Genomic DNA, 10,116 nt, shown 5'->3' with positions numbered 1-10,116 from the left:
GCGCGGCGCAGCGCATCGGCCAGGCCGTCGGCCTTGGCCGCGTCGCGATCGGCCAGCCGGATCTCGGTTGCGCCCAAGGCGATCAGGCCGAAGGCCACTGCGCGCCCCACGCCGCCCGCGCCGATCATCAGCACGGCCCCCGGCGCCCGTTCGCCCCGCACCCGCCGATAGGCCGCGACAAAGCCGGAATAGTCGGTGTTGAAGCCGCGCGACCCCTCCGGGTCGAACAGCACCGTGTTGCAGGCCCCGATCGCCTTGACCAGCGGATCGTCGATGCGCAGCCGCCCCGCCACGACCTCCTTGTAGGGATAAGTGACGTTGATGCCGCGATAGCCCCCCGCCGCGCAGCGGGCGAACAGGGCGTCGAAGTCCAGCCCCTCGACCGCGGGGATCAGGCTGTCATAGCGCACCCGGCGCCCGTTCTGCAGGCCTGCCAGACGGTGCAGGCGGGGCGACTGCGAGGCCGCGATGTTGTCGCCGATCAGGCCCAGCAGGATCGTGTCGGTCATGGTCAGGTCTTTCATTGCTCAGGCCTTGCGGGCGCGCCGCCGGGCCCACCACGGCGTGTTGGTGACAAGGATCATCACGACCGCAAGGAACAGGCAAAGCGACAGCGGGCTGGTGAAGATGCCCATCATCATCGCGCCGAAATCCTCGCGCTCGCTGATGATGGCCCGGCGCCAGTTGTCGTCCAGAAGCCGCGACAGGATCACCCCCAGGATGATGGGCGCCAGCGGATAGCCGTAAAGCCGCATGAAATAGCCCAGCACGCCAAAGCCCAGCATCCAGTAGACATCCGTCAGGCTGTTGTTGACCGCATAGGCGCCGACGATCGACAGCACCATGATGACCGGCAGCAGGACCGTGCGCGGCAGTTCGACGATGCGCACGAACAGGCGGATCCCGGTCAGGCCGAAGATCAGCATGAACACGTTGGCCAGCGCCAGCGAGCTGACGATGAACCAGAACATGTCGGGCTGTTCGATCATCAGCATCGGGCCAGGGTTCAGGCCGTGGATGAACAGCGCGCCGATCATGATCGCGGTGACCGCGTCGCCCGGGATGCCAAGCGTCAGCATGGGGATGAACGCCCCGCCCACGGCGGCATTGTTGGCGGTCTCGGGGGCGACCAGCCCTTCGATGGCGCCCTTGCCGAAGGGGGTCTCGGGGTTGCGGGTGACGCGCTTGGCGTGGTCATAGGCCATCAGTGCGGCGATGTCGCCGCCGGTGCCCGGCAGGGCCCCCACGACCGTGCCGATGGTCGAGGTCTGCAGGCCAAGCGGCAGGTGCCGACGCACCTTGGACCAGCTGGGGATGATGCCGGTGATCTTCTGGCGCACGGCCGGGGTGTGGATGCTGTGCAGCTGGATCAGCGCCTCGGACACGCCGAAAAGGCCGATCATCACCGCCACGAACGAGATCCCGCCCCGCAGTTCGGAGATGCCGAAGACAAACCGGTCCTGGATGGTCAGCGGGTCCATGCCCACTGCGCCCACGCCGATGCCCAGGGCGCCCGCAAAGATGCCCTTGACCAGGCTGTCGCCCGACAGCGATCCGACCAGCAGGATGCCCATGATCGCCAGCAGCATGAAGTCGCGCGGCTGGAACCCGATGGCGAAGTCCGACAGCAGCGGGGCAAAGGCGCCCAGGGCGAAGATGCCGATGAAGCCGCCGATGAACGAGACCACGGTCACGATGCCGATCGCCTCTCCGGCGCGGCCCTGCTGGGCCATGGGAAATCCGTCCAGCGCGGTGGCGATGGCCGATGGTGCGCCGGGGATGTTCAGCAGGATCGCGGTGCGCGACCCGCCATAGACGCCGCCCATGTAGATGCCGATCATCAGCGCCAGCGCCGGATAGACCTCCCATGAGAAGGTGAACGAGATCAGGATCGACACGGCCATCGTCACCGACAGGCCGGGGATCGCGCCGACATAGATGCCCGCGAAGGTCCCCACGGCGATCAGCATCAGCAGGTCAAGATTGACGATCGGGATCAGCAGGTTCGACATGATGTCCATGATGCGCCCTCAGAACAGCGACGTGATGGCAGAGACGATGCGTCCCTCGGGAATGATGCCCTGGGGCATCAGGACGGCGAAGATCAGGCGGAAGATGATCCAGATCACGAAGACGGTGCCCACCGACACGGCCAGGCAGAAGCCCCATCCGCGCCGCGACAGAAAGCGGATCATCACCAGCAGGAACAGCACCGAGGTCGGCAGGAAGCCAAGCGGCCGCAGCAGCACCGCATAGGCGGCGATCATCGCGATGGTCACGATCACGATCAGCGGCAGGATGTCGGCGGCCATGGTCTGCCCGCCGCCCGTGCCCTTGCGCAGCGTCTGGACCAGGATGATGATCGCGCAGACCGCCATGATCGCGGTGGTGGCCATCGGCACCGCGCCGGGGGCCGAAAGCGCCTCGAAGCCCGAGATGCCGTAGGCGGAATAGAGCAGGCCGAAGCTGGCCAGCATGACCGCGATGTTGAAGACAAGTTCGCCCGGACGACGTTTGGGGGTCGGTTCCATGGATGGGTCCCTCCGTCGGACCTGTGACTTGCGCGGACCTTGGGATGCCGCCCCGGTCGGACCGGAGCGGCGGATGATCGGGACGGATCAGGGACGGCTGATGCCGAAATCCTCGGGCGAGTTCTTGGCGATCTCGGCGTCGTACAGGATCCAGGCGGTCTGGCTCTGCCAGCCGTCCAGGAACTCCTGGGCTTCGGCGCCGGTCAGCGACAGCATGCGGAAGCCGCGTCCCTCCATCATCGACAGGAAGTCGGCGTTCTGCGTGGCCTGGCCATAGGCGTCGGTCAGCTTGGCCACGATGTCGTCGGGGGTGCCCGCCTTGACGAAGATGCCGAAGAACGGACCCCAGGGCAGCAGGTCGGCGAATTCCGGGTTCGTGTCGGTGATCGCCGGGACATCGGGCAACTGCGGCACGCCTTCGGTGTCGAAGATCGCGATGGCCTTGAGGTTGCCGGCCCGCACCGGCTCCAGCGCGGCGCCCAGCACGGCGGGCATCACGTCGATCGCCCCGCCCTGCAGCGCGGTCAGCGCCGGGCCGTCGCCGTCATAGGGCACGGCGGTCACCTCGATCGGGGTCTTGTCGTTGATCATCGCCGTGACCACAGACGGCAGGCCGCCCGGCCCGGTCGAACCGAAACGGACCTCTCCCGGGTTCTCGTTGATATAGGCGATCATCTCGGGGAAGGTGTCGAAGGGCGCATCGGGCTGGGCGACCAGGATGGGGATGCCGCGCGCGATGACGTTGATCGGCACGAAGTCCGAATAGTCCTTCTCTCCCAGACCCATGACCTTGTAGAGCAAGGGGTTCTCGGCCCCGAACAGCAGGGTATAGCCGTCGGCATCCGCGCGGTCTGCCTGGTTCAGGCCGATGGCCCCGACCCCGCCGGTCACGTTCTGCAGGATCACCTTGGCGCCCAAGATCTCCTCGGCATGCGGCGTCACCGAACGGCTGACCGTGTCGGTCGACCCGCCGGCACCCCACTGGATGATGCCCTGGATGTCGCGTTCGGGGTATTCGGCCATCGCAGGCATCGCCAGACCCAGCACCACGGCCGCGCCGTAAACAAAATGTCGCATCGTTCCTCCCTCAGATCAGCGCCCATCCTCCTGGGCCGTCGCCCATGCATCTCAGATCGCAGGGCTAACCGCAAATACCGATTGAACGCGGAACGTAACCTGACGTTAATCGGCGAGCTGGTCCCACCTCTCGCGTGCCCGCGCCCGGCCCAGTTCGCGGCGGAACAGGGTCACGGTCTGTTCGGCAAAGCTGGACAGCTGCCGCCCCCGTTTCTGCACCGACCAGGCGGTGATCGTCGCGGGCTCGACAAGCGGCCGGCGGACCAGCCCGGCCATGTACACCTCGGCCACCGAGAATTCGTCGATGACCGCGACGCCCAGGCCGTGGCGCACCAGGCTGACGATGGTCTGGGCGAACCGCCCGCGCATCGCATGACGCGGAGTCAGGCCGGCATCGTCGAAGGGCCGCGCCAGGGTCTTGCCATAGGGGTCGGACGGATCGACGCCGATGAACGGATACTGGACCAAATCGTGGATCGACACGGCCAGCTTCTGCGTCAGCACGTGCCCTTCGGGCATGATGGCCACGATCCGGCCCTCGCCGATGGGGGTGCACTGGATGCCGGGATTGTCCAAGTGCGACGACATGATCACCACCTCGCCCTTTTCCAGCAGCAGATAGTCCAGCGTCTCCTCGATCTTGAGGATGTCCAGGTCGATGTCCAGATCGGGGAACCGCTGTCGCAGTCCGCGGATGACCCGCGCCGCGATGAACTGCGCTATCGAGGGCGCGGATGCGAAGGACAGCGTAAACTGATGCCCCTTCTGCAATGCGCTGACCGCAACGTTCAGGTTGTCCATCTGCCGGTGGACCTGCTCCAGCATGGCAAAGATCGCATGCGCCTCGGTCGCGGGGACGAAGATCCCGGCCTTGCGTTCGAACAGCCGGATGCCAAGGCCGCTTTCGGTATGCTTGATCAGCCGGCTGATCCCGGGTGCGGACACGTTCAGCAGATCGGCGGCACCTTGGATCGTGCCGGCGATCATGACGGCGCGCACGACCTCGACCTGGCGCAGGGTAAGCTCTCTCATCGCTTATGCTTCGGGCGGAAAGGCGCGCATTGCAAGGTTCCGATCGCGCCCCGCGCCGGTCACCCTTACTGCTGCAGCGACACGCTGATGGTGCCGTCGGCCTCCAGGATGACGAAGCGGACCTCGGCGATGTCGCGCGCCCCGGCCGACCGGACGACGCCCATGATCTCGTCCTCGGTCAGCCGCTGCTGGGTCATCGTGGCGCTGCAGAACCGGCCGTCGCGGGCCAGCAGGCTCGGCTCGGCCCGGATCAGCCGGGCGAAGGTGGCGGAATGGACCGACCCATAGGTGACGATGAACTGCAGCAGCAGAAGAAGGCCGATCGCCGTGGCCCCTTCGGCCAGCGCGATGGATTCCTGCAGCAGGATGCTGGCCAGGATCGAGCCCAGGGCGACCGTCACCACGAAGGCAAAGGCGTTCAGCTTGGCAAGGCTGCGCTTGCCGGCGATGCGCAGAAAAGCCACCAGCACGACATAGGCCAAGGTGCCGACAAGCAGCGTGCGCACGATGCCTTCCCAGCCCTGAAAGAACATTGCGCCCCAATCCATCCGATCCCCTCCATCATCACGTTGCAGGGTCCAACGTGGCGGGAACGGATCGGTTCGCCTTGGGCCGATGCCCATCGGACATTGGCCCGGGCCATGTGAACCCGGCAGGCTGGTCGGGGCGTTGTCCTGATGTCCCGTCCGAAACCCAAAGGCAGCACCCCCATGACCCGCCATTCGCCCGCACAGGACCCCGAAAGCCTCGATCGGTTCGCCGCCGCGCAGGACCGCGTCTATGCCGTCGCGCTGTCCGAACTGGAGCGGGGCCGCAAGGAAAGCCACTGGATGTGGTTCATCTTTCCGCAGCTGCGCGGATTGGGACAGTCGGCGATGTCTCACCTGTACGGCATAGCGGACCGCGACGAGGCGCGGCGGTACCTGGCGCACCCGCTGCTTGGTCCGCGCCTGGTCGCCTGCGCGCAGGCCGTTCTGACCCATGACGACCGGTCGGCCGAGGCGATCTTTGGCACCATAGACGCGGGCAAGCTGCGGTCGTCGGCCACGCTGTTCGCCGTCGATGGCCCCGCGGTCTTCACGACGATTCTGGACACCTTCTTCGACGGTCGGCCCTGCCCCGTGACGGCGCGCCGCCTGCACGCCTAGTCACGCGACCGCGTGACCCGACGGGCGCAGCAGGTGCAGGATGAAGACGCGCATGTTGGTGCGCGCGGCCTCGATGTCGGACGATCCGGGGTTCCAGCGGGCCAGATCGCCCAACAGCATCTTGCTGGCCACCCCATAGGCAAAGGTGTGCGCGACAGAAACGAAGGTCACCAGGTCCTGATCCCGCGCGATCAGGCCGGATGCCTGCGCCCGCTGCAGCAGCCTGATCATCAATTCGTGGATCGACGCCTCATAGCGCATCAGGCGTTCGTTGCCCTCGAAATTGCCGGCGGGCATCGACCCGACGATCCGGAACTCGCGGGGATGGCGATGCGCCCATTCGACATAGCCGTTCGCGATGGCCAGGAACTGCGCGACCGGATCGTCGCGGCGGGCGGCCGCGACACAGTCGATCAGCGTCTGGTTCAGCACCATCATCGCGCTTTCGGCCATCGCGACCAGCAGGTGCTGAATGCTGGGAAACAGCTGGTCGATCCGGTCCCGGCACACGCCCATGTGGTCGGCGATCTCCTGGATCGACGGCACCGCGCCGTTGCGCGCCGCAAGCTCTGTCAGCGCCTCGATGGCGTTTGCATAGACGTTGCCACGCAGGGTCGTCCCGGTCATCGCAGCCTCTGTGTCCTGTCCGTCATCGCAGCATCGCGAACCGCATTTTGTCTGCGCAACTACAAGCAGAGTTGGCCGCATTTCGCAAGAGGCGGCAGCGGCATTCGCGACACCTGACCACCCGCCACCGACAGGACATCGACCCGCGGCGGGCGTCCGTCACACGCCGACGAATTCGCGCACGAAGGCGGTGGCAGGGCGGGTGCGGATGTCCTGGGGCTTTCCGATCTGCTCGATCCGGCCCATGGACATGACGACGACCAGATCGGCCAGCGCCATCGCCTCGTCCTGGTCATGCGTGACGAAGATGGTGGTCAGCCCGGTCTCGTCATGGATGTCGCGCAGACCCTGGCGCAGCTCCTTGCGGACCTTGGCGTCCAGCGCGCCGAACGGCTCGTCCAGAAGCAGCATGCGCGGCTCGATCGCCAGGGCGCGAGCCAGGGCCACGCGCTGGCGCTGCCCGCCCGACAGCTGGGTCGGATAGCGGTCGGCGATCTGGGGCAGCTGGATCAGGTCCAGCAGCTTCAGCACCCGCCGCTCGATCTCGGCCTTGGGGGGGCGGCTGGCGCGGGGCCGGGCGCGCAGGCCATAGGCGATGTTCTCGAAGACGGTCATGTGCCGGAACAGGGCATAGGACTGGAACACGAAGCCTGCGCGGCGGTCCTGCACCGACAGGCCGGTGGCGTCCTGGCCGTTGAACAGCACCCGCCCCGAGGTCGGGAATTCCAGCCCGCCCAGGATGCGCAAGCGCGTGGTCTTGCCCGAACCCGACGGCCCCAGCAGCGCCACCAGCGCCCCCGAGGGGATGGACAGCGACACCGGGTGCAGCGCGGTGGTGGTCCCGAATTCCTTGGCGATCTCGTCGATCTGGATATGCATGGGATGTCCTTCCTCAGTGGCGGCGGGTGGCCGACAGCGCGTCGGCATGGCGCAGTTCCAGCGCGGTCTTCAGCAGCAGCGTCAAGAGCGCCAGCCCTGTCAGCGTCGCCGCCATCGAGAAGGCCGCGACCGACAGGTATTCGTTGTAGAACATCTCGATGGTGATCGGCATGGTCGCGGTCTGGCCGCGGATCTTGCCCGAGACGACGGCCACGGCGCCGAACTCTCCCATCGCGCGGGCGGTGCAGAGCAGCGTGCCGTAGAGGAGCGCCCACCGGATGTTGGGCAACGTCACGGTGCGGAACACCCGCCAGCCCGATGCGCCAAGCGTCAGCGCGGCCTCCTCCTCGGCGCGGCCGTGCTCGATCATCACGGGGATCAGCTCGCGCGCGACAAAGGGGAAGGTCACGAAGACCGTGGCCAGCACGATCCCCGGAACGGCAAAGACGATCGGGTATCCGCTGGCCACCAGCCAGCCGCCGATGGCCGAATTCGCCCCGAACAGCAGCACGATGCACAGGCCCGCCACGACCGGGCTGACGCTGAAGGGCAGGTCGATGAGGGTGATCAGGAAGGCCTTGCCGCGAAAGTCGAACTTGGTGACGAACCAGGCGGCGGCGATGCCGAAGACCGCATTCAGCGGCACGGCGATTGCGGTGATCAGCAGGGTCAGGCGGATCGCGGATTGCGCGTCCCGGCTGGCCAGGCTTGCGACCGCGGCAGCCCAGCCCCGCGACAGGGCCTCGGCAAAGACGATGACCAGCGGGGCGCCGACAAGCAGGGCCAGGCCCCCCACCGCGACGGCGATCAGTGCCCACCGGGCGGCGGGTGATTCCTCGGTCGCGCGGCGGAAGGGGTGGGTGGCGTCAGACATGACCGATCCTCCGGCGTGACCAGATCTGGATGAGGTTGATCGCCAGCAGCATGGCGAAGCTGATGGCCAGCATCGCCAGGCCGATGGCGGCGGCGGCACCGTAGTTGTACTCCTCCAGCTGGATCACGATCAGCAGGGGGGCGATCTCGGTGCGCAGCGGGATGTTGCCGGCGATGAAGATGACCGACCCGTATTCGCCGACCGCACGCGCCAGCGACAGCGCGAACCCGGTCAGCGCCGCGGGCATCAGCATCGGTGCGATCACGTGGCGCAGGGTGTGCCAGCGCGACGCGCCGAGCGTGGCGGACGCCTCCTCGACCTCGGTCTCGATCTCCTCGATCACCGGCTGGACGGTGCGGGTGACGAAGGGCAGTCCTACGAAGACCAAGGCCAGCCAGATGCCCCATTGCGTATAGGCGATGCGCCAGCCCAGATCACCGGCCAGGCTGCCAAGCACTCCGTTCGGCGCGTAAAGCGCGGTCAACGCGATGCCCGCCACCGCGGTGGGCAGTGCGAAGGGCAGATCGACCGCGGCATCGACGATGCGCCGGCCCGGAAAGCGGTAGCGGACCAGAACCCAGGCCAGGATCACCCCGAAGATCAGGTTGAAGCAGGCCGCCAGGAAGGACAGCCGGAAGGACAGCCACAGCGCCGCCCAGACCCGCTCGCGGTTGATCGTGTCCCACACGGCCGCCGGGCCGAAGGCCGCGCCCTGCCACAGCAGCGCGCCGATGGGCAGGAACACCACCAGCATCAGCATGAACAGGGTGATCCCGGCCGACAGGCCGAGACCGGGCATCGCCGTGCGGCTGATGAGGGGTCGGCCGCTCATTTCGCCACGTAGATCTGGTCGAAGATTCCGCCATCGCCGAAATGCTGGGGCTGCAGCTTGGCCCAACCGCCCAAGTCGTCGATGGTGACCAGCTCCAGCTTGGGGAAGCGGGCGACATCCGCGGGGTCGGCGGCGCTGGCGTCCCACGCGCGGTAATAGTGCTTGAAGGCCAGGGCCTGCCCTTCCGGGGTGTAAAGATAATCCAGATAGGCGCTTGCCAGGTCACGCTGCGCGTCGTCCGCGATGTTGCCGTCGACCAGGGCCACCGGCGGTTCGGCCAGGATCGACAGGCTGGGCACGACGATGTCGAACTGATCCTCGCCCAGTTCGGCCAGCGCCAGATAGGCCTCATTCTCCCAAGCCAGCAGCACGTCGCCGATGCCGCGCTGTGCAAAGGTCGTGGTCGAGCCGCGCGCGCCGGTGTCCAGGACGGGCACGTTGGCAAAGATCTGGCCCACGAACTCGGCTGGATCGCGGCCGTTCTTCTGGGCCCAGGCCCAGGCCGCCAGATAGTTCCAGCGCGCCCCGCCGGACGTCTTGGGGTTGGGCGTGATCACCTCGACCCCCTCGGCGGTCAGGTCGCCCCAATCCTGGATGCCCTTGGGATTGCCGTCGCGCACAAGGAACACGATCGTCGAGGTATAGGGGCTGGAATTGTGCGGCAGCCGCGACTGCCAGTCGTCCGGCAGCTTTCCGGCGGCGGCGATCTGGTCGATGTCGCTGGCCAGCGCCAGCGTCACCACCTGCGCGTTCAGGCCGTCGATCACGGATCGTGCCTGCGCGCCCGACCCGCCGTGGCTGGTCTCGATCCGGGGGGCATCATGGCCTTGGGCCTGCCAATGGGCGGCAAAGGCCTGATTGACGTCGCGATAGAGCTCGCGCGTGGGGTCATAGCTGACGTTCAGCAGATCCTGCGCTTGGGCGGCGGGGGCCAGCAGCAGCAGCGACAGGATGGCGGGGCGGATGAACATGATGGTCCTCGTGATGGGATGGGTCAGATGCCGGTGGGCGTCAGACGGCCGGTCGGCCACCAGCCCGGCGCGGTGCGCCGGGTCTGGGGGGCCGTGGCCGCGTCCGGGCCGGCGGTCTGCGCGGGGATGCTGGCTGCGATCGGGG

Annotated in this window: 12 protein-coding genes; 1 reads left to right on the top strand and 11 read right to left on the bottom strand. The window is 67.2% G+C overall.

Features of this window, described 5'->3' with window-relative positions:
• From FHD68_RS15260 to FHD68_RS15235, 6 genes are all read right to left on the bottom strand, one after another.
• The coding region (locus FHD68_RS15260; RefSeq protein ID WP_425277553.1) for a shikimate dehydrogenase family protein at positions 1 to 524 on the bottom strand (524 nt) is incomplete at its 3' end.
• 3 nt (positions 525 to 527) lie between these two features.
• Positions 528 to 2,021 carry a tripartite tricarboxylate transporter permease gene (locus FHD68_RS15255; RefSeq protein ID WP_127897626.1) on the bottom strand — a complete coding sequence of 498 codons (1,494 nt, stop codon included), beginning with the start codon at positions 2,019 to 2,021 and terminating at the stop codon, positions 528 to 530.
• Positions 2,022 to 2,030: 9 nt separating this feature from the next.
• A complete protein-coding gene (locus tag FHD68_RS15250; protein ID WP_045982583.1) occupies positions 2,031 to 2,531 on the bottom strand; it encodes a tripartite tricarboxylate transporter TctB family protein in 501 nt (166 codons plus the stop codon).
• An 87-nt stretch (positions 2,532 to 2,618) separates the two neighbouring features.
• On the bottom strand, positions 2,619 to 3,608 hold the full coding sequence (locus FHD68_RS15245; protein WP_045982582.1) for a tripartite tricarboxylate transporter substrate binding protein: 990 nt from the start codon (positions 3,606 to 3,608) through the stop codon (positions 2,619 to 2,621).
• Positions 3,609 to 3,713: 105 nt separating this feature from the next.
• Positions 3,714 to 4,640: a LysR family transcriptional regulator gene (locus tag FHD68_RS15240; RefSeq protein WP_127897625.1), complete on the bottom strand. Its 927-nt coding sequence runs from the start codon at positions 4,638 to 4,640 to the stop codon at positions 3,714 to 3,716.
• Between the two features lie 65 nt (positions 4,641 to 4,705).
• Positions 4,706 to 5,188: a DUF421 domain-containing protein gene (locus FHD68_RS15235; RefSeq protein ID WP_127897624.1), complete on the bottom strand. Its 483-nt coding sequence runs from the start codon at positions 5,186 to 5,188 to the stop codon at positions 4,706 to 4,708.
• Between the two features lie 162 nt (positions 5,189 to 5,350).
• Between FHD68_RS15235 and FHD68_RS15230 the strand changes: the two genes are divergently transcribed.
• The gene (locus tag FHD68_RS15230; protein WP_127897623.1) at positions 5,351 to 5,788 is read left to right on the top strand and encodes a DUF1810 domain-containing protein; all 438 of its coding nucleotides are present in this window, start codon (positions 5,351 to 5,353) and stop codon (positions 5,786 to 5,788) included.
• Here FHD68_RS15230 and FHD68_RS15225 read toward each other — a convergent pair whose 3' ends face one another.
• The 5 genes from FHD68_RS15225 to FHD68_RS15205 all read right to left on the bottom strand — a co-directional run bounded on the left by FHD68_RS15225 (position 5,789) and on the right by FHD68_RS15205 (position 9,971).
• Positions 5,789 to 6,415, bottom strand: coding sequence for a TetR/AcrR family transcriptional regulator (locus FHD68_RS15225; RefSeq protein WP_127897622.1), 627 nt, complete (start codon positions 6,413 to 6,415; stop codon positions 5,789 to 5,791).
• A gap of 159 nt (positions 6,416 to 6,574) precedes the next feature.
• A complete protein-coding gene (locus FHD68_RS15220; protein WP_139086155.1) occupies positions 6,575 to 7,294 on the bottom strand; it encodes a sulfate/molybdate ABC transporter ATP-binding protein in 720 nt (239 codons plus the stop codon).
• A gap of 13 nt (positions 7,295 to 7,307) precedes the next feature.
• Positions 7,308 to 8,168: a sulfate ABC transporter permease subunit CysW gene (cysW, locus tag FHD68_RS15215; RefSeq protein ID WP_127897620.1), complete on the bottom strand. Its 861-nt coding sequence runs from the start codon at positions 8,166 to 8,168 to the stop codon at positions 7,308 to 7,310.
• Entirely contained in the window at positions 8,161 to 9,000 is an 840-nt protein-coding gene (cysT, locus tag FHD68_RS15210; protein WP_127897619.1) for a sulfate ABC transporter permease subunit CysT, read from the bottom strand. The genes cysW and cysT overlap by 8 nt, the downstream gene beginning before the upstream one ends.
• The gene (locus FHD68_RS15205) at positions 8,997 to 9,971 is read right to left on the bottom strand and encodes a sulfate ABC transporter substrate-binding protein (RefSeq protein ID WP_127897618.1); all 975 of its coding nucleotides are present in this window, start codon (positions 9,969 to 9,971) and stop codon (positions 8,997 to 8,999) included. Before FHD68_RS15205 ends, cysT begins: the two co-directional genes overlap by 4 nt.
• Positions 9,972 to 10,116 lie beyond the last annotated feature (145 nt).

Source organism: Paracoccus marcusii, assembly GCF_006151785.1.
Classification (GTDB): domain Bacteria; phylum Pseudomonadota; class Alphaproteobacteria; order Rhodobacterales; family Rhodobacteraceae; genus Paracoccus; species Paracoccus marcusii.
This window is presented reverse-complemented; position numbering and strand designations above follow the sequence as displayed.